General features: G+C 41.6%; 13 protein-coding genes and 1 riboswitch. Of the genes, 8 read left to right on the top strand and 5 right to left on the bottom strand.

Translation table 11 applies throughout. The annotated features are described in order from the left end of the window. Nucleotides 1-203 precede the first annotated feature (203 nt). From MTF66_RS22030 to MTF66_RS22010, 5 genes are all read left to right on the top strand, one after another. Nucleotides 204-1376: an efflux RND transporter periplasmic adaptor subunit gene (locus tag MTF66_RS22030; RefSeq protein WP_054562957.1), complete on the top strand. Its 1173-nt coding sequence runs from the start codon at nt 204-206 to the stop codon at nt 1374-1376. 9 nt (nt 1377-1385) lie between these two features. Continuing rightward, a complete protein-coding gene (locus tag MTF66_RS22025; RefSeq protein WP_248528750.1) occupies nt 1386-4523 on the top strand; it encodes an efflux RND transporter permease subunit in 3138 nt (1045 codons plus the stop codon). A gap of 135 nt (nt 4524-4658) precedes the next feature. Continuing rightward, nucleotides 4659-4742, top strand: a riboswitch (cyclic di-GMP riboswitch). Between the two features lie 107 nt (nt 4743-4849). Continuing rightward, nucleotides 4850-5419 carry a hypothetical protein gene (locus tag MTF66_RS22020; RefSeq protein ID WP_055020585.1) on the top strand — a complete coding sequence of 190 codons (570 nt, stop codon included), beginning with the start codon at nt 4850-4852 and terminating at the stop codon, nt 5417-5419. A gap of 275 nt (nt 5420-5694) precedes the next feature. Then, nucleotides 5695-7773, top strand: a complete 2079-nt coding sequence (locus tag MTF66_RS22015) for a S9 family peptidase (protein ID WP_248528747.1) — start codon at nt 5695-5697, stop codon at nt 7771-7773. Between the two features lie 66 nt (nt 7774-7839). After that, complete coding sequence (locus MTF66_RS22010) at nt 7840-8241, top strand: hypothetical protein (RefSeq protein ID WP_095209738.1); 402 nt, start codon at nt 7840-7842, stop codon at nt 8239-8241. A 58-nt stretch (nt 8242-8299) separates the two neighbouring features. On the opposite strand, the gene MTF66_RS22005 is transcribed toward MTF66_RS22010, so the two are convergent. Further along, nucleotides 8300-8773: a Dps family protein gene (locus tag MTF66_RS22005; protein ID WP_054562953.1), complete on the bottom strand. Its 474-nt coding sequence runs from the start codon at nt 8771-8773 to the stop codon at nt 8300-8302. A gap of 365 nt (nt 8774-9138) precedes the next feature. On the opposite strand from MTF66_RS22005, the gene MTF66_RS22000 reads away from it, so the two are divergent. Further along, a complete protein-coding gene (locus MTF66_RS22000; protein ID WP_054562952.1) occupies nt 9139-9348 on the top strand; it encodes a hypothetical protein in 210 nt (69 codons plus the stop codon). A 4-nt stretch (nt 9349-9352) separates the two neighbouring features. Here MTF66_RS22000 and MTF66_RS21995 read toward each other — a convergent pair whose 3' ends face one another. Both MTF66_RS21995 and MTF66_RS21990 read right to left on the bottom strand, forming a co-directional pair. Next, nucleotides 9353-9958, bottom strand: a complete 606-nt coding sequence (locus MTF66_RS21995) for an alpha/beta hydrolase (protein WP_058586062.1) — start codon at nt 9956-9958, stop codon at nt 9353-9355. 8 nt (nt 9959-9966) lie between these two features. Further along, nucleotides 9967-10503, bottom strand: coding sequence for a YaeQ family protein (locus MTF66_RS21990; RefSeq protein WP_248528744.1), 537 nt, complete (start codon nt 10501-10503; stop codon nt 9967-9969). 91 nt (nt 10504-10594) lie between these two features. Here MTF66_RS21990 and ylqF point away from each other — a divergent pair, with 91 nt between their 5' ends. Together ylqF and MTF66_RS21980 are read left to right on the top strand one after the other, a co-directional pair. Beyond that, nucleotides 10595-11539 (top strand): ribosome biogenesis GTPase YlqF, encoded by a 945-nt coding sequence (ylqF, locus tag MTF66_RS21985; protein WP_054562949.1) that lies wholly within the window; start codon nt 10595-10597, stop codon nt 11537-11539. A 730-nt stretch (nt 11540-12269) separates the two neighbouring features. Then, nucleotides 12270-15719, top strand: coding sequence for a PAS-domain containing protein (locus MTF66_RS21980; RefSeq protein WP_248528741.1), 3450 nt, complete (start codon nt 12270-12272; stop codon nt 15717-15719). Here MTF66_RS21980 and MTF66_RS21975 read toward each other — a convergent pair. Together MTF66_RS21975 and MTF66_RS21970 are read right to left on the bottom strand one after the other, a co-directional pair. Further along, nucleotides 15716-18688, bottom strand: a complete 2973-nt coding sequence (locus MTF66_RS21975) for a DUF3857 domain-containing transglutaminase family protein (protein ID WP_248528738.1) — start codon at nt 18686-18688, stop codon at nt 15716-15718. The genes MTF66_RS21980 and MTF66_RS21975 overlap by 4 nt on opposite strands. Before the next feature lie 112 nt (nt 18689-18800). After that, nucleotides 18801-19970 carry a DUF547 domain-containing protein gene (locus tag MTF66_RS21970; RefSeq protein ID WP_058586083.1) on the bottom strand — a complete coding sequence of 390 codons (1170 nt, stop codon included), beginning with the start codon at nt 19968-19970 and terminating at the stop codon, nt 18801-18803. Nucleotide 19971: the final 1 nt, after the last annotated feature.

Raw genomic sequence — 19971 nt, 5'->3', positions numbered from 1 at the left:
ACCGTTTGTTAACAAGTGTGAAGGTGGTTTTGTAAGCCTTTGATATTACGTAGCTTTTGTTTGTAACAAATTGTTCTTAGATAAGTTTAGGTTTTTGTGTTGCCAATTTATCTGTTTTTGTAACAGTTCCTTACAAATGTCACATTAATGTTTCTGTCAGCTTTGGTATGATAGGGCCAGTGAAAATATTATAGGTGTAAGTTATGCGCACAAGTTTATTAAAATGGATATTACCGTTTGTTGCATTAATCGTTGGTGTTGCTGGTTTTAAAGCAATCAACGCGATTGCTCAAGAGCCTAAAGACAAGGATGTAGTTGATGTGCGTCCTTTAGTACAGGTTGAGCCAGTAGCAAGTGATGATCATCAAGTGATTATTAATAGTTACGGCGAAGTGAAACCGCTTGAAAGTACTTTGCTTGCCTCACAAGTGGCTGGTGAAGTTACAAGCTGGCATCCAAATTTTGTTGCTGGTGGCATCGTAGCTCGTGGTGAAGTGTTATTTACCATCGAAAAAGATAACTACGAAGCAGCTGTACTACAAGCTGAGGCGTCACTTGCCAGTGCTCAAGCTGCACTGATCGAAGAGCAAGCACAAGCTAAAGTGGCAGAGGATGAAGCAAGACGTTACCCAGAACGTGAGCGCACAGACTTATTCCTACGTAAACCTCAAGTTTTAAGCGCGCAAGCCGCTGTTAAATCAGCGCAAGCTGCATTAAAACGTGCCGAGCGTGACCTTGCTCGCTGTGAGGTAAAAGCACCTTACGATGCATTGGTGATCAGCCGTGAAATTGGTGTCGGTCAATACATCAATGTGGGCAGCCAAGTTGCTGAAATTAATAATATTGAAAGTGCAGAAATCATTGTACCAATTGCTGGTTTCGATAGTGTATTTTTGCCAAAACGCTTAAAAGGCGTAAAAGCGACCATCATCAATAAAGGCTTAAATAGCTTTACTCGTGAAGCCGAAATTGACCGTGACCTAGGCGTAGTTGATAACGCGACGCGTATGAGCAACTTAGTTGTTCGTGTTGATGACCCATACGGCTTAAAGCACGACGTACAACCTATTAAATTTGGTGCTTACGTACAAGTGAGCTTTGCCGGTGCAACATTACAAAATATCTACCGTTTACCGCAGTCTTTAGTGAATAACCAGACGGTGTGGATTGTGAACGACGAGAATAAACTTGAACCACGCAAAGTAACGGTAGTACGCGAAGAAGGTGAGTATTTCTACATTAGTGATGGCCTTGAAGTGAATGACCAGTTGGTTCTTACGCTACCTGAGTACCCGCAAGAGGGTATGGAAGTGAAGGTTGCAGGTATGAAAGAAATGACAAGCGATGCAGAAACTGCAGCGGTTGAAAAGCTTTAAGGTAGCACTATGACTGATACAAACACAGAAAAACAGTCTGGCCTTATTGCCTATTTTGCCAATAACTCGGTCGCTGCTAACTTAATGATGGTGTTTATCATCATTATGGGGATCATTAGTTATTTCACTATTCAGCGCCAGATGTTCCCGAATGTTGAAATTAACTATATTGAAGTACAAGCCAATTATCCGGGGGCCTCACCACAGGAAATTGAAGAAAGTATTCTGATCAAAATTGAAGAGTCACTAAAAGATGTCACCGAAATTAAACGTGGTGTATATCGCTCATTTCGAAATAGTGGCCGTGCAAGTTTAGAGATCAACACTGATGCAGAACTTACTGATGTACTCGATAAAGTGAAGCTAAGAGTAGACAGTATTGCGACTTTCCCTGCGGGAATGGAGCCGGTGACGATTAGTCAGGTTGAGTTTCGCCAAGACGTGATTGGTATGACGCTAGTAGGTGATATTCCACTTACTGAGTTAAAACCAGTTGCAAATAAAATTGAAGATGAGTTACTGCAATTATCCAATGTGTCACTGGTGCAAAACGATGTACCACTTGATGAAATTGCGATTGAAATTGACCCAGATTCACTGCGTCAATACAACCTTACTTTAAGTGAGGTGGCCAGTGCTGTACGTCGTTACTCTGCAAATATCTCAGCAGGTCAATTACGTACTGACGCAGGTATTATCTCGGTACGTGTTGAAAATCAATACTACAGCGGTGATGAGTTCCGCCAGATCCCAGTAAAAATTGGTGCTAATGGCGCGAAAGTGCTGCTAAACGACATTGCTGTGATTAAAGACCAATTCACAGAAGGTGAGCGCTACTTTAAATTTAATGGTGAAAATGCCGTTTATTTATCAGTAAAAGCAACCAAAGAACAAAATATGATCCCGGTTGCTGATTCAGTTAAAGCGTTTATTGAGCAAAAGAATAAAGAGCTACCGGCGGGCCTGCGTCTTGAGCCATTAATGGACATGACTTATTACCTAAATGCCCGTTTAGACATGATGAAAAGCAATCTCTTCCAAGGGGCTATCTTGGTTGCCATTATGTTGTCTATCTTCTTACGCTTTAAGTTGGCACTTTGGGTAATGATTGGTTTACCTGTGTGTTTCTTAGGTGCAATGATGATGATGCCATTATTTGGTATCAGTATTAATATCGTGTCGTTATTTGCCTTTATTATGGTGCTGGGGATCGTGGTCGATGATGCCATCGTCATAGGGGAAAGTGCCTACACCGAAATTGAGAAAAAAGGCGGTGGTGTTGTAAATGTGGTAAATGGCGCAAAACGCGTTGCTACCCCAGCAACATTTGGTGTTTTAACAACAATTGCTGTATTTGCACCATTTACACTATCAAGTGGCCCAGAGAGTGCATTTTTCTTTGGTATTGCGGTGGTGGTAATTCTGTGTCTGATATTTAGTTTGATTGAATCGAAACTTATTTTACCGGCGCACATTGCCCACACTAAATTCCCGCCAATTAACCCAAATAGCTGGCGAGCGCGTTTTAACAAACGTTTCTTTAACTTTGTAAATGGCCCGTATAAGCGTTTTATTGAGCTTTGTGTAGAGTGGCGTTGGTTTGTGCTATTTGCGTTTATCGGTTTATTGATTTTGACGTTTGGCTTAATTTCATCAAACCAAGTGCGTGTGGTACCAACACCAAAAGTACCTCATGACTTTCCGCAAATTCGTTTAGAAATGAATGAAAATGCCTCGGATATGCAAACAATTAATGCTATTCGTGAAATTGAGACCATGGTTAATAAGGTAGACCAAGAGACTGAGCGTGAGTTTGGCCAAAAGCTTATTCGCGATATCTTAGTGTTCAACCAAGGTCGTACTGAAGCACAATTACTTGCTCCGCTGGTAGATGAAGAGCTTCGCCCGTATAACGCATTCGAATTATCTCGTCGTTGGCGTGAACAAATGCCAAGTATCCCAGGTGTGAAATCGCTGCAAATTTACGATGATGTAAATGGCGGTGGTATGGATGGTGAGTTTGGTTACTTACTTTATGGCCCAGATATCGATACCTTAAATGAGGCAGGTCGTCGTTTCATCCAACTATTACAACAGCAAAAAGGCTTATTTGATATTAGTTCGACCATCGATCCGGCGAGCAAAGAAGTGCAGTTAAGCTTAAAACCTGTGGCATATGATCTAGGTTTAGACCTTGCCAATATTGCTAATCAAGTGGGCGCAAGCTTTTACGGTGGTGAAGCACAGCGTGTTATTCGTCGCGGTGAAGAAGTACGTGTTATGGTTCGTTACCCGAAACTAACACGTGAAGCGTTTGCATCATTAAAGCATGCTGTTATCACAACGCCTGCAGGCCAAGAGGTGATGTTGGGCGATGTTGTTGAACTGAACGAAAAACCTGGTATTAGCTATATTCGCCGTGAAGGTGGCTATCGTACAGTGTATATCTACGGCAGTATCGATGAAGAAGCGATTGAACCGGGTGAAGTGGTTAAGCAAGTTGATGAGAACTTATTACCGCAGTTAAAAGAGGAATACCCATCAGTTAAAACTGAGCTAGGTGGTTCTATTGAAGAACAACAAGCGCAAGCTAATGAGCAAATCATGTTCTTTATCGGCGGTATGATTTTAGTGTATATCTTGCTTGCTGTACCGCTTAAGAGCTATTCGCAGCCTCTAATTGTTATGTCGGTTATTCCATTTAGCTTAACCGGTGCAATTTGGGGTCACTTCTGGTTTGGTTTAGATATTAGCTTGATGTCGGGCTTTGGCTTGATTGCCGCAGCCGGTGTTGTAATTAATGATTCGTTAGTTATGACCGACTTTGTAAACCAAGCACGCCGCGAAGGTATTTCAACTCGCCAAGCAGTTATTGAAGCAGGTTGTGCGCGCTTTAGAGCAATCACCCTGACATCAATTACAACCTTTGCCGGTGTACTACCGATTATGTTCGAAACCAGCTTGCAAGCTAAGTTTGTAATTCCAATGGCTGTAGCACTTGGTTTTGCGGTTATGTTTGCAACTCTAATCACTTTAGTACTAGTACCTTGTTTATATATTGTAATGAGTGATGTGGGTAATGGCTTCTTGAATGTATTCCGTGCAGGGCACCGAGTCGCGACCAGAAGAAAGCTAGCAAGGGATTAACAGCCCATATGCGAAAAAGCCAACCAAGCGGTTGGCTTTTTTGTACCTGACGCATTTGCTAGTAACTATTTGCTATATAAGACGTTTGGTTACATTCTTTTGTTTGATTTGTGATTCGGTCACGATTATACTCAGTCTTGTTTTTGGCAAACTAACTGAAAGGTTAGGACGCAAAGTTTCCGGTCTAAGGTTTTAAACTATGATAGCGGGACCGCTGATAAGCACATAATCTAGTGCTTTGGTTCACTTGCCTCAAACTAAAAGTATTTATTTTGTTCGGTTGTTAGATAATGCCTATTAGTTGTTCTTAGGGTGATATTTTGTTTATGCATACGTCAATGGCCTCCGGGAAGTGGTTGCCGATTGGTTGCTTAAATCATCATACCCAACTGTTTGTTGGAGATAGGGTGATTGTGACCTTTTATGACATGCAAGGAGAGCTAGTCGATTTATCATTCGAATACCCGATCAGTAGTTCCGATCAGGGTGAGCCTCATAATTGGCCACGTTCTGTTGCCGAGCATATAAACGTGCATGTTCCGCTGGTAAAAGCGGGCAAAATGACTGAACAAGGTTTAGTGGTTGCGTACCGTTCAAACCAAATTTATGCCCTAGAAGGTTCGGGCATTACGCATGTAAAAGTGGCATTTAATTGCATCGCAAAATGTAAAGAGCGAGTGCAAGATAGTCTGCAAGATTATGACTATGTATACCCACAAGCATGCAGCGATTACAGTGCGGGTGTTAAAGTACTACAGCCAAAAACGGGTCATATTTATATGTGTAAACCATGGCCATTTAGCGAGTTTTGTCGTGTTAAAGATTCACACAACCCGCTTTTTGAGCCAGGTGTAGGAAAAAGCTGGGCTATGGCTTGGCAGCAAGTATCGCATTAACAGTTTCCCCCTAAATGCTATTTTAGCATTGCTTAGCCCACTCAATTTGAGTGGGCTTTTTTAATACCAACCCGCAATAATACTTAATCATTTTGAGGGATTAAACCTGTCGCTAACTGCGTTAAAAATTTCTCATTTAGAACAACTAAATAACGAAATTTTTGCCTTGTTATCAACGAGGTTTTATTGCCTCAAAATAGACTACTTAATTAAGCTGATTGGTATAATTCTGTGATAAACTGCCAGCAATTCGTTTTTTATTTTGGTTTTTTCTTGTGTCGTCAAATTCGTATTCTTTGTCTTTATTAGCGCATCCTCCTGTTGCAAAAAAACAGCCTCAGCAATTAACTACACATCAACTGACGCGCACCGATAATTATTATTGGATGCGTAATGATGAGCGCGAAAATGAAGATGTATTAGCGCATTTAAATGCCGAAAACGGTTATTGCGATAAACAACTTACCGACATAAAACCACTGCGCGAACAGCTATTTAATGAGTTAAAAGACCGTATTGTAAAAGACGACAACACGGTACCCGTGAAAGATGGCCAATATTGGTATCACTCAGAAGTACGTGGCGACGATGAATATGCACGCCATTATCGTAGCAGCTCAATAGAAGCGCGCGACAAGCACCTGTTGTTAGATGTAAATCAATTAGCTGGCGATTACGAATTTTATGAGTTAGGTGAAGTTGCAATTAGCCCTGATGAGCAGCTGCTTGCTTACTCTGAAGACACCGAAAGTCGCCGTATTTATACCGTGCGTTTTAAAAATATTGCCAGCGGTGAGATGTTTAGTGATGTGCTGGAAAACACCGAAGGCCAAGTGGTGTGGGCTAATGATAACAAAACGGTGTTTTATGTGAAAAAAGACCTGCAAACCTTATTGGGCTTTCAGGTTTACCGCCATGTTTTAGGCACCCCGCAAGCTGATGACGTACTTGTTTATGAAGAGCAAGATAAAAGCTTCTTTATGGGGCTTGGCAAAAGCCGCGATGAAAGCCTTATTATTATTGACCTTGCGACCACAGAAACAAACGATACTTGGGTACTTGATGCCAATAACCCAGAGGGTGAATTTAGCGCCTTAATGCCACGCGAAGAAGGCCATGAGTTCGATGTCGATAAGCTAGGTGATACCTTTTACATTGTTACCAACTGGCAAGCGAAAAACTTTCGCTTAATGACCGCGACGCAAAGCACCATTGCCGATAAAAATCGTTGGCAGGAGCATACACCGCATCGCGAGAATGTATTGTTAGAAGGGGTCGAAATTTTCAATGACTACCTTATCCTCACCGAGCGAGAGCTTGGCCAAACACGTTTTGTGGTGGTGGATCAGCAAGCCGAGCGTCTTACTTTAGAGTTTGATGACCCTTGTTATTATGCTGCAATTGCAATGAATCCAGAGCCGAATGTGAGCTCTGCGCGTATTTACTATTCAAGCTTAACGACGCCAGGTTCTTTGTATGATGTTGATTTAAAAACAGGTAACAAAACCTTATTAAAACAACAGCAAGTGCTCGGGGATTTTAACCCAGAGCATTATCGCTCAGAACGTGTAATGGTGACTGCAAGGGATGGCGAGCAAGTGCCGGTTTCTTTGGTTTATCGTATCGACCAATTTAATAAAGACGGTACTAACCCGCTGTTGCAATATGGCTATGGCGCGTACGGTATTACCATCGATCCAAGCTTTTCAAGCAGCTCACTAAGCTTGCTTGACCGCGGCTTTGTTTATGGGATTGCACATATCCGTGGCGGTGAAATGCTAGGTCGTCATTGGTATGAGCAAGGTAAAAAGCAATATAAGCAAAATAGCTTTAGCGATTTTATTGATGTTACTCATGCGCTTACTGAGCAAGGCTATGCACACCCAGAAAAAGTTTTCGCGTCTGGTGGCAGTGCTGGTGGTTTATTAATGGGCGCTGTGGTTAACCAAGCACCTGAGCTTTATTTAGGTATCGGCTGTCATGTGCCATTTTTAGATGTGCTTACCACCATGCTGGATGAGAGTATTCCACTGACGACCAATGAATACGACGAGTGGGGTAACCCAAATGATCCTGCGTTTTATGATGTGATTCAGGCTTACTCGCCGTACGATAATATTAAGTCGCAGGCTTACCCTAATATTCTTGTTACCACCGGGTTCCATGACTCTCAAGTGCAATACTGGGAGCCAATGAAGTGGGTTGCTAAGCTGCGTGAACTTAAAACCGATGACAACATTTTGGTATTTAAAACCGACATGGATGCAGGCCATGGTGGCGCATCGGGTCGCTTTAAAAGCCTTGAGGAAAAGGCATTAGAAATGGCATTTTTTATTGCTTTATTACCGAATTAAGGCTTAGATAAATAAGTAAATAAATTTTATAAGCGTAAACTTAAGTTGTATTTCAAAGGGGTGAGCATGTTTAAAGCCCATGGTGATTGGCGTTATTTTGTTGAGCCGCCAGTGATTTATGTGGAAGTTAGTGGCAGCTTTAATAAAGAAGCCGTTGCTTCATTTAGTATTGAAGTCGGTCAAGAAATCATGAAGTACCCTGAAAATTCAATTCAGTATGCAGTGGTTAATTTGGAACAATTTGAATTAGCAACTGCAGATAGTATTGAGATTGCAAAGGCTTACTTTCAGGCTGTAAAAGCGCGGGGTTACAAACGCGTTGATTATATTAAAGCGAATATCATTGCTCGCAATTTATTAGAGACAGTTTGGTCTGGTGTAGAAATGGATATTAACTTTCACCCAGATGCTGAAAGCTTTTTTCAAGCAAGACCCGAGTACGATAATTTAAGAAAGTGGTTAAAGTAATGCTTTCTAAATATAAAAAAGCCCTCATTTGAGGGCTTTTTCGTGTCAATTCTAAATATTAACCAAGGTAGGCTTTTAACATCCAAACAAGTTTCTCTTGTTCTTTAATGTAGTCGCCCATTAGCGATGCTGTACCTTCGTCATCTGCATCACCTGCTTGTGCAAGGATTTCACGCTGCATTTGAATAAGCGTGCTGTAACCTGCTAAAAGGTTTTCTACTGCAGCAGTACCTTCAGTGATATTTTTAGCTTCACTGATCTTGCTATCTTCGATGTACTCAGAGAATGCATGTACCGGTGTACCGCCTAACGTTAAAATACGCTCTGCAATCTCGTCTACTTTCTCAAGTAGTAAGTTATAAATTTCTTCAAACTTAAGGTGTAATTCAAAAAAGTTACGACCTTTAATATTCCAATGAAAGCCGCGTGCGTTCATGTATTGGATTTGGTAGCAGCTTAGTAAAGAGTTTAGTGAATTTACGATATCTTCACTTTTTGCGCTGTTTAAACCAATTGCATTTACCTGTGACATAGATTGCTCCTTAAAAAAACCGTTAAGTGTTTACTTGCTAGTGCTTGGTGTTAAGTATTAGCCATCTTGGTTAATCTGTAAAATGGTTTAATTCGAACACAGTGATAGGTTTTAGCTATCAAAGGTTGATTTTGTCCATTTGTTCACTATCAACATAACTTTGAATTACTTTTATATAGACTTGGGGCAACTGAGCAAAAAATCTACCTTATTTTTCAAGTATTCAAAAATTAGGCAGAAAGTATGATCTAAAACAAGGTTTGTACTCGCTGATAAATAGGCTGATTTAGAACTTGATTTAGGTCAAAAAAACAACGAACCAGAAGCGCATAATGACTTTACCGCATTTAACCAGGAGAAGAAAAATGGACGGTAAAACAGTTAAAGAAAGCAAAGCTGAAATAGTTGTTGTAGTGATTGCATTACTTGCATTTGTTATCGGTTTGGTAGGTCATCTAGCAGGTGCTAGCTTCGCAAACTTTGATACCTTTGGCTATATTGCTGCACCTGTACCATTGATCTTAGGGATCATTGTTTTAATCTCATATAAAGTGGCTGCAAGTGCTGAAGATTAAAGTATCACTCACTTTGATTTATAAGCTTAATAATGTAATCCATCACTTGGCGTGAGTAGATCATACTGGTGTGACTCAAATGAAACACCTTATGTTCTGCCATGCCATTGAGCTTGGTTTCATCTATCAAAACTGTACCATCAGAGACACTGCCTTTAGCAATCAGTGGCATTAGCCCTATTGGTAAGTCACCAGCAATACTATAAAGCTTGGCATTAAACGGCCAATCGCCATTCTCAGGTAATAAAAACTCCACACTATTTTTTAACAGCATTTCAAAGCCCTTTTGCTGCATTTGCTTAGCAATATGACTGCCTTTATGCGGGGTGCCTAAGGTGATCACCTTTTCGACATGGCGGCTTTGAAGAGAGTTGGCCTCTAAGTAAGCGCGAGCAACTAAGCCGCCCATAGAATGGCAAACTAAGGCGGTAGGTTTACCACCGATAAAGCGATCAATCTTGTCGAAAATCGCCGCTCTATCGGGAGAGAGCGTGTTATAGGTCAAATTGAGTATTTTTAGACCTGACTTTTCAAGACGCGCGCACAGTGGGCGCATCACAAAGCCTGACATATAAAGTCCGTGTAATACTACAACTTGCCTAATTGCCATCGCGTTCCTTACATTAACTGTTGTGGTTTAATTTCGATATTTGCTGTATCTGAGCTAATCCATACTTCACCATCTTGAATGGTAATAGTGAGCTTAATATTACGATCAGCTAAGTCGGCTAATGCCTGAGTCGCGGCATAATCGAGACTAAAAATACTTAAGTTTTTAAAATCATACAACTTAGGTTGATGTTTTTGCCACCAAATCGCTTGGTTATTTTCGCCGTAGGTATATAAAACAACTTGCTTCGACTTATTGCAGGCTTTTTTCAGGCGTTTTTCGTCTGGTAGCCCAAGCTCAACCCATAATTCAATTTCTTCGCTATAGTTAATGTGCCAAAGCTCAGGCTCATCATCGGCGCATAAGCCTTTAGTAAACTCTAAGCCTTCACGGGCATTTAGCGCAAAAGCCAACAAGCGGATCATCAAGCGTTGTTCGGTTTCTGATGGGTGTTGTGCCAGAGTTAAATTGAAATCTTGATAAATGTGGCGGTCCATATCGCTTAACGATAATTGCGCTTTAATAATGGTTGATTTAAGAGCCATAACTGCTTACTTGAAAAAATTTGCGTCATTATAGCGCAATTCGTTGCCGAGCCAGTTAAAATACCGTGAAATTATCTTGTAGGAGTTAAAAATGGCCATCCAGTGGTTCCCGGGTCACATGAACAAAGCCCGAAACGAAATTAAAGAAATCATGCCACAGATGGATGTGATCATTGAGGTACTTGATGCCCGTATTCCTTACAGTAGTGAAAACCCAATGGTTACTGCGCTGCGTGGCGACAAGCCGGTGATCAAAATCATGAACAAGGCGGACTTGGCAGATCCTAAGTTAACGCAAGCTTGGAAAGACTACTTTGAGCAGCAAAGTGGTGTAAAAGCGATTGATTTTGGTAATGATAAAGCGGGTGAAGTACATCGTATTAATGAGCTTTGTAAAAAATTAGTGCCGCATAAAGTAGGCGCTGATAAACAAATTAAAGCCATGATCATGGGTATTCCAAACGTTGGTAAATCAACGCTTATTAATACCTTAGCTGGCCGTATCGTGGCAAAAACAGGTAATGAACCTGCGGTAACCAAAGCGCAGCAACGTATTAAGCTTGACGATGGCATTATGCTTTACGACACGCCGGGTATGTTATGGCCTAAAGTAGAGAACGAAAACTCAGGTTATCGTTTAGGGGCAACTGGGGCTATTCGTGATACCGCTATCGACTACGAAGAAGTGGCAAGTTACACCGCTGAATATTTATTGCAAGCATACCCAGAACTTTTAAAAAGCCGCTATAAAATTGATGAGCTACCAGAGTCTGACTGGGAGTTTGTTGAAATGGCAGGTAAAAAGCGTGGTTGTATCCGCGGTGGTAATCAAATCGATACTTACAAAATGTCTGAAATTCTTATTAACGAATTACGCGATGGCATTATTGGTCGTATTACCATGGAAACACCAGCTATGCGTGAAGAAGAAGAGCAAATGGTTGCTGAGCTTCGCGCTGCTGCAGAGGCGAAAAAAGCCGCTAAAGAAGAAGAGAAAAAACAACGCCGAGCTCGTGCGCGTAAGAATCGTCGATAAAATTAACACATTAATTTTGAGACATAAAAAAAGCCCTGCAAGGGCTTTTTTAGTTTCATATCTACCGTCACCGATATGAGCAATGTAGCAAGTAAAATAAGTAGGGTCGCTTATATGTTGCCAACATCAAGGGGCGTTGTGATTAGCAACATATAAGCTAAAGCTTTAACGTGGCGACACGTGTTTCAGGGTAGAGAAACAAATTTAATCTGAACAAGTCATCATACTTCGATTGGCTTGTTGAGATTAATTATCAATTAGGTTTGCAATACTGTCAACACCTCTTTGAAAATAATTCTCATTTAGTTTGGCTTGCAGGTTTGGTACGAATTTTAGACATAAAAAAAGCCCTGTAAGGGCTTTTTGAGTTTCATATCTACCGTCACCGATATGAGCAATGTAGCAAGTAAAATAGTAGGGCGATCACCTGTTGCCAATATCAAGGGGCGTTGCGATTAGCAACAGGCGATCTTAGCTTTATCGTGGGCCACACGTGTTTCAGGGTCGAGAAACAAATCAGTTTATTCCGAACAAGTACTTTATCGTCTTGTTGATAGTGATTATCAATTAGATTTACGTGTCTGTCAACACTCAATTGAAAATAATTCTCATTTCTTTGTGTCTGTTTTTTAAACTTCAGTTATACAATGCATTAGCACTAAAGTTAGGCTGTAAATTACGTGCAATAAAAACTATGCTGGGGCTATAACAATTAAAATAATCACATGCGATGTTCTCAATTTGGTCAATAAGCCTTCTTGCAATTGTATACTTGGCAATTTTATTTGCGGTTGCAGGCTGGGCTGATAAAAGAAAAGTATTGCCTTTTAAAGGCTTAACTTATGGTTTATCACTTGGGGTGTATTGCACCTCTTGGGCATTTTTTGGTACCACAGCACAAGCTGCTTACAACGGTTGGTGGTTGGCTCCGACCTATGCCGGTACTATTTTGCTATTTATTTTTGGCTGGCAAGTCTATTGCCGCATAGCGCATATTTGTCGGCAGCAAAAAATAACCTCAATGGCAGATTTCATAGCGACTCGGTATGGTCAATCGTCGAGCTTGTCTGGGCTCATTTCATTGATTTCAGTGATTGCCATTGTGCCCTATATCTCTTTACAGCTAAGTGCAACTGCACAAAGTATCAACTTACTTACCGATCGCGCTGCCACACAAAGCCATGAGGTATGGGCCGATAGTACTTTTTACATCACGATTGTATTGGCACTGTTTGCTATTTTATTCGGCGCGAGGCGGTTAAAACCCAGTGAGCACAACCCAGGTTTGATTGCCAGTATTGCCTTTGAATCTGTGGTTAAGTTGTTGGCGTTTTTAGCGGTGGGTTTGTATGTGTGCTTTGCTCTATTCGACAGCCCAGTGGCACTGTTTGAAAAAGCGCATGACCTAAATATTGATCAGCAAGTGGCTGCAACGCAAAGTCCTACATATGTGTATGTTGCTCATACTTTGCTTGGTATTTTGGCGACCTTATGTTTGCCAAGACAATTCCATATGAGCTTTATCGAAAAAAATAACGATAAAGAGCTGGCCTCGGCACGGTGGCTATTTCCGATTTACCTATTACTTATTAACCTGTTTATTCTACCGATTGCATACGCTGGATTAATTTACTTTCAAGGTCAAGAAGTCGGCTACGACACCTTTGTATTGGCTTTACCTATGGCAGCTGATGATGCCTTTGTGGCGTTATTAGCCTTTTTAGGTGGCTTTTCAGCGGCAACCAGTATGGTGATAGTGTCATCAATTGTGCTTTCAGTGATGATCACTAATGACTTTATTAACCAGTTTATTTTACGCCGCTCGCAACTTACATCGAGTAGTCGCGGGCTCGATAAAAACAACCTACTACATGCGCGTAAAATCGTTATCGTATTGATTTTATTGCTAAGCTACTTCACTCACCGAGTGCTAGGCGAAAGTACAACCCTTGCCAATGTGGGTTTGATGTCGTTCACCTTAGTCGCGCAATTTTCGCCGGCCATGATCATTGGCTTATGGTGGCGACAAGCATCGTGTCGCGGTGCGCAATTAGGGATTTTAAGCGGTTTTATTATTTGGGGTTATACACTTTTACTGCCGAATATCGCCGGAGGTTTAGGAAGCGATAGCTTATGGCTTGTGGATGGACCGTGGGGAATAAGCTGGTTAGCACCAACTGATTTATTCTCATTAGGCATGGAAAGCATTAGCCAAGCTTTATTGCTATCGCTAGGTGCGAACTGTTTAGTGTATTTCTTAGTGCCGCTATTTAGTCGTGCAACCTTAGCTGAACGCTTGCAAAGCAATAAGTTTGTTTCGCAGCTGAATGATTCGAAGGTAAGCAATCATCTACAGCCTTTGAGCTACCATGACCTAGGTGCGCTATTGCAACGATTTGCCGAAAAAGAAGCGGCACAGTCTTTGGTAAATCATTACTTTCCGGATGATAAAAGTAAGTGGAAGCGCCCTGCCAATGTTGAGTTAGAGCTATTAGTTGAGCGCGAGATGTCTGCGGTGATCGGCGGCGCATCGGCACGGCTTATTTTAGATGTAGCGAAAAATGAGCAGCGCCAGCCTCTAGAGCAGGTTGCCGAGTTTGTTGATGAAGCAAGCCAAGTACTTAAATTTAATCGTGACTTACTGCAATCAACAATCGAAAACATTCAACAAGGGATCAGTGTAGTTGATAGTGAGCTGCGCTTGGTAGCTTGGAACCAAGGCTACAAAAACATGTTCGCCTACCCAGATGATGCGCTTTACATAGGCCGCCCGGTTGCCGACATTATTCGTTTTAATGCCGAGCGTGGCTTATTTAGCGGCGAGAGTATGACCAGCGAAGTTGAAAAACGCTTAGCCTATTTACGCCAAGGCAGCGCTTATAAATACCAGCGCTCGCACAATGATGGTCGCGTGTTTGAAATGCAAGGTAACCCACTGCCAGGTGGCGGCTTTGTAACAACCTATACCGACATTACCGAGTTCGTAAAGCAACAAAAAGCGTTAACAGAAGCCAATGTTAGCCTTGAAGAAAAAGTCGCAGCCCGCACCTTGGCATTGACTCAAGCAAACCAAGAGTTGTCGATGGCAAAGCAAGTGGCGGAGCAAGCAACGGTCAGTAAAACGCGCTTTTTTGCCGCTGCCAGCCATGATTTACTGCAACCTTTCAATGCTGCGAGCTTGTTTTGTTCTTTAATGAATGAAAAAGCCCAAGATACCGAACTTAAAGAGCTGGCGATGAATATTAAGAATTCATTGGGCAGCGCCGAAGAGTTGTTATCGAGTATTTTAGAGTTAACCAAGCTCGATTCGGGCTCGTTTAAAGTACAAATGAGCGAGTTTGCTGCCAGCTCCTTGGTTGAACCATTGCGTAATGACTACGAAGCCCTTGCCCGCGAAAAAGGCTTAAAGTTTATTATTGAAACCTGCGATGTTCGCTTGCATACCGACAAAGCGCTGCTGCGACGAGTGCTGCGTAACCTTTTGAGTAATGCGATTCGTTATACCGAGCAAGGTGAAGTGCGCTTAAAAATGCAGTACGACGACGACCATGTATCCTTTATTGTTGAAGACACAGGGATTGGTATTGCATCGAGCGATCAACAAACTATTTTCCAAGAGTTTAAACAGCTTGGTGCAAAACCAAGCGCCGAGGGGTTAGGCTTAGGGTTGGCAATCACTAAACGTATATGTGACTTACTTAAAATACCGCTAGTGATGGGGTCTGAACTTGGTAAAGGCACGCAATTTACCCTCACTCTGCCTTGTAAAGTGAGTGTTGCGCCAGCGCAAGCGAAAGGTGCTGAGGCATCACAAGAAACCGAGCTGGGGCAATTGCGTATTTGGTTGCTTGATAACGACCGCAACGTGTTAGAGGCATTAAAGCAGCTACTCGAAAATTGGGGCTGTGAAATTTCAACAGCCACTAACTTAGCGGAGCTTGAGCAGCTAAAGGCAAACCAAGCCCTACCGCAATTGTTGATCATTGATTATCAGCTTGATGATGGGGTAACTGGCCTTGAAGTGATTGAACAAGCGGCACTAACACGCTTACCTGCCATAGTGAATACCGCGAATCATGATGAGGGGATACGCGAGTTAGTGCTCGATGCGGGCTATCCATTGCTTTATAAGCCTCTGAAAGCGCCCGCCTTAAAACGCATGATTAAGCGACTGACTTAATCTGCGTTTTGCTCAGTTGCTGGGGTATTGGCTTTAATTAAGCGCTCTACCTCAGCGACAAACTTCTTATCTAAGTCATCTTCATGGCTCAAAAATAACAGCATTTCATCACCATTGTGGTCGATTACTGTTACTGTGGTGGTTAGTAGGGCGCTTTTAGCATAATCAACGTTGATCTCTTTAATGTCACTAAAGCGGCGCTGATCTTTTTCGAGCACACCTTGCTCATTTTCCCAGTAACTAAAAATAGTGTTTTCTGTGATGCCGTTTCCATCAGTTTTAAAATCGAAAAATGCGTCACTATAAAAATAGTGCACATTCTCGCTGGCAGGAATAATTTCTTTTCTTTTTAGAAAGTTAACTTGATAGGACCAAAGCTTATCGCCGGTTACTATGGTTGAGCTTGGCAACAAATATAGCTCATAAATTAAGCCATAAAATAACCAAGGCAGCATGAATATCGAAATGATAACCTGCCTCGCTCGCCACTGAGAGTGGTACTCAAGAGCCTGTTCTGGTTGCTTGAGGTTTTGAATGTAATTAACCAGTGGCAACCATAGAATAGGTATAACTAAAAACAGCCAACTACCATATTCCCAGTTATAGCTTACGACTTCAGAAATGATAATCGCCAGCCATAACACGAACCCAACCGCGACGGGCATGATCTTATTTTTGCCAAAGGTTTGTTCGCTGTGCTTGCAAAGTTCAAGTAACAACGGAATAAAAAACAGTGGTGCGAATATCCCTCGAGCAATCGGCATAATATGGCTTTGTTGCTGCTCTTTTATCGCTTTCCAGTTGCGATAGCTCCAGTAGTGAATGAATATTCCTAAGCTCAATAAGCTGTAAATAACAAACTTACTGTTACTGACAGGGTAGAACTGTTGCTCAGCAAAAACTGGGCGGTTACTTGCTTCTATACGCCAAGCCGCGATGAAAAAGATGATTGCCGCCAAGTAACTTAAAATAAAAACGCTATACCAGTTGGTTTCATCATCCGCGGGTGTGGTTGTTGAGCTATTTGTGCCGTATTTAATGATGCCGAAATGGGTCGCGTTATTGAGTTTTTTGCGCTCGCTTAGGTAAAGGTCTATTTGATCGGCTGGAATATGATCCTGCTTAGCACTGTAATCAAAGTATAAGGTCAATACAGAATCTTTAAATGTCACGCGTTTTTCAAAATGAAAAAATGGGTTGTCGATCGTGACCTGCTCATCATCAAACTGCCAATTAGTATCCGTAAACGTAACCTTTATGGTTGTTTCGATATTATTTGGGTAACGAAACCACATTGGTGCATTGTTACGCTCCCGCTGTTCTGGCTTATAAACTGAGTTTTGAATTTCACTGGCGTAAAAGTCGTTTTGAAAATCATTACCCTCAGGTCGCCAAAAGTCATCAATAGTATAGTACTCATTGGTAATTAGCTGACCGGTGTCCTTTGGAGATTCAACCAGCATAGGTTTGGCTGTTTGTAAGCCTTTGTAGGTATCTTGATAATATTCGCGGTAATCATCTTCTATGCTTTTTAAGCTGTTTTTAGCGATTGAACTGCGGCGGTTAATTGCTTCAAAGTCGCCGTATTTATATTGAGTTGAAAAACTAACTGGCTCATTAATACCTTCTGGGATTTGATAATTATCAAAAACCTGAACGCGTTTTAGGGCAGGCTCTGTGAACATATCTGTAAAGCCTGTTTCACCTTGCTTTATTATTAACGCGACATCGTAGTTCGGTTGAGCTAAATGTGCTAAATCGCCGCGCTGATACGAAATGGTCGGATCAAGCCAATAGCGTTTACCTTGGTGCTCTAAGGTGACAATGACATGGTCAAATAAGCTAGGAGAGACCGGTAAGCTAGCAGTACGTTTTCTGTCTTCAGTGTTAACTAAAGCAGGGTGAGCCTCTACGCCGAGTGCTTTAAGTAAAGAAATGAGCAAGACGGTTTTGTCTTTACAGTCGCCATAGCGCAGTGCCAAAGTTTCTGATGCAGGAGTAGGCTGGTGCGAGTTAGTGCCCATTTCTAGGCCCAAATAACGTACTTCGTCTTGGCTAAAGCGCAGGGCAGCCACAATTTGAGACTCTAAATCGGCATGTTGAAACTTAATTTGACGAGCAATTGTTTCAATAGCAGGGCTCACTTCTATGGCAGATTGGTACAAAGGTAACGACCAATTGACTACCTCTTGCCAATTATTTACTTCAGAAAAATACACCTCTTTATAAGGCGAATACCAATGCGGTACTTCGCTTGCAGAGCTAAGGGTCGGCTCATTGTGTTGGCTAATCTGGTAGTCAAAACCCGTATCTAACTTGGTTTTAGTAACTGGCGACTCGCCATTCATAAAGTTGATATATAAGGGCGTAGGCTTTTGCCACTTTACCCGCATAAATTGCTGCACTATCGGCACAGACCAGTTCAGTGTACGCATGGTGCTGAAGTGTTGATAAACCGGGTTACTGCCCGAAACCGTATAGCTGTAATCTAAAATATCCATGACCCGCATATCATCAATAATGATATTTAGGCTTAAGGTGCCATTGTATATACGACTTGCTAAGTCGGTCTCGCGCTGTAACACCTGAAGCTCGGCACTATTTAGTTTATCTATATATTGGCCGTCACGAATAATGCCTAAACTATTGAGCGTAAGAGATTGATAATTTGGGTCAAAATCAATATTCAGCTGGCTTATATAATCAACCCCAGACTGATTGACCGCTTGCATTACGGTGCGATTAAAGCGTTGCTGTGGGGCTTGCTCAGATACCTGAAGCTGAGTGTCGAGCATTAGGTAGAAAGTCCCGTCTCGTATTTGGTCTCGAGGTATCTCAGGGGTAAGTAACTCATGGTGTTTTACCCAGTTAGCTGCGGGTGCAACCTGATACTCTTCTGCGGCAGCAAAGCAGCTCACAAAGAATAAAAAAACAGCCAGTACCTTAAGTTGTAAGTGCATCCATTTCATTGTTATTTTCTAATTACGTTTAGTTTTATATGACAAATTACTGAATTTCACGGCATGAGCCAAATAAAATTCAATATAAATGCTTCTTTTTAGGTCCAATGCTTAATAAGCGCTAGTTTTCAGTGCTTTCTTTATTAGGTAAGTCAGTGATTGTTACTCTGCCTTTTTCTTCAAAATATCGTTGGGCAATTTTTTTCAAAATCTCAAGTCGAAGCCTACTTACGTGACCTATTTGCTTAACGTAATTAGCCCCGCTTCTTTCAAAACTATCACTGAAGCCATCGGCCACAATACTCGGGTCATTAACTGTAGAGGTACCGCCCCCATATTGTGGGTCGCTACCTATAATGTCGGTGATATTGTAATTACTTATACTCAAAGACAATCTACTAATAACCTGTTGATCAGCAGGTTGATTAACTAACAACGAAAGGAGGTGGTCAGTCAGATCTTCTTCAAAGTTTGGAAAGTAGTTTTGTTTTTCGAGGTAAAGTGATGAGACATATGTTGCGTGACCCCTAATGACAACACCTCGGTTAGAGTTTACAAATTGCAGGGCATTTGCTTTGAGTGTTGGGTAAACGTTTTTTGCGGTAAAAGGATATGTAACTAGGCTTGGGCCACCAATGTAGCCGCGATAAAAACCGTACATAATAAGTGGATCATTGTTAAATAGTGGTGCGACTATGTTGTATTCAATATCATTAAGAGAGTATTGATTGCCATTAAAGGTAAAGCGAGACTTATCAAAAAAGTTATCTTTGCCCTTTAGTAATCTTAATATGTTTTGTACCGGATACTGCTGAACTAATGCATTAATTACAGTGACACTATATAAATTAAGCCAGTAGGCGAGCTGCTCAGCTTTTGAAAGTGTTGCTAAATTAATAGTGTTAGGAATATTAGCCATTTTTTCTTGTACTTGCTGCAAAACCTGCTTCATGTGAGGGTTGTCTTGGTAAGAAGTATAGAAAAAACGATTAGACTCAGTAGCAGTGGAAGGTTTTGGGTTTCTCGCTATTCGCGTACCAATTTGCCCTGTGTTACTAGAGATATTGTAGCGGTCAGACATGCCTAAATTGATGGCCGATGCATCAAGTATTTTAGCATAATCGCTGTAATCAAGAGTGATTGTGGAGCTTTCATCATATTGATGAAATAGACTGAACTTCTCTTGGTTATTGTCTGTAATGGTTGTTTTATTTACAGGCTCTGTTGCTTTACAGCCCGCTAATATAAGAATAGAAACAGCTAATAGAGCTGAGGTGAAAACACTATTCATC

It is taken from the genome of Pseudoalteromonas sp. 2CM39R (assembly GCF_023161845.1).
The sequence above is the reverse complement of the archived record's forward strand: the minus strand, read 5'-3'. Positions and strand labels throughout refer to the sequence as shown.